We start from the raw sequence: 430 nt of genomic DNA, 5'->3' as shown, positions 1-430 counted from the left end.
AACAATAATAATCAGCAGGATTTTAAGCAGTCCCAACACGATCATGCTTTTATCCATGGCAAGCGTGGCTTTTTTGGAAGCAAAAATCAAAATCGCTAACGCCCCACTTAAAATACCGCCCCACTTTGTATCTAGGCCAAAAAGTGCATTTAAACCTAAAGCTGCACCTGCAATATTACCGACACTAAAGAAAAACCCACCCAAAATCACCAGAAATGCCAGTAAATAACCACTGCCCGGTAAGGCTTTATTGGCAATATCTGATGCGCGCATTTGAGTAAGTGTGACCACTCGCCAGATATTCTGTTGTACGACATAATCAATCAGAATGGAAACTAAAATGGCAAAGCCAAATGCCGCACCTAACTTAACTGTAAATACAGCAGTTTGGGTTAAAAATCCTGGCCCCATTGCAGAGGTCGCCATCATA

At 41.9% G+C, this 430-nt stretch carries 1 protein-coding gene; it reads right to left on the bottom strand.

Annotation, left to right across the window (positions count from 1 at the left end; translation table 11 throughout):
* Window positions 1-430: divalent metal cation transporter (locus B2671_RS15780; protein WP_346871264.1), on the bottom strand; the 430-nt coding region annotated here is incomplete at both ends.

It is taken from the genome of Clostridium sp. UBA5119, from assembly GCF_002414285.1.
GTDB classification, from domain to species: Bacteria; Bacillota; Clostridia; order Clostridiales; family Clostridiaceae; genus Clostridium_J; species Clostridium_J sulfidigenes.
The sequence above is the reverse complement of the archived record's forward strand: the minus strand, read 5'-3'. Positions and strand labels throughout refer to the sequence as shown.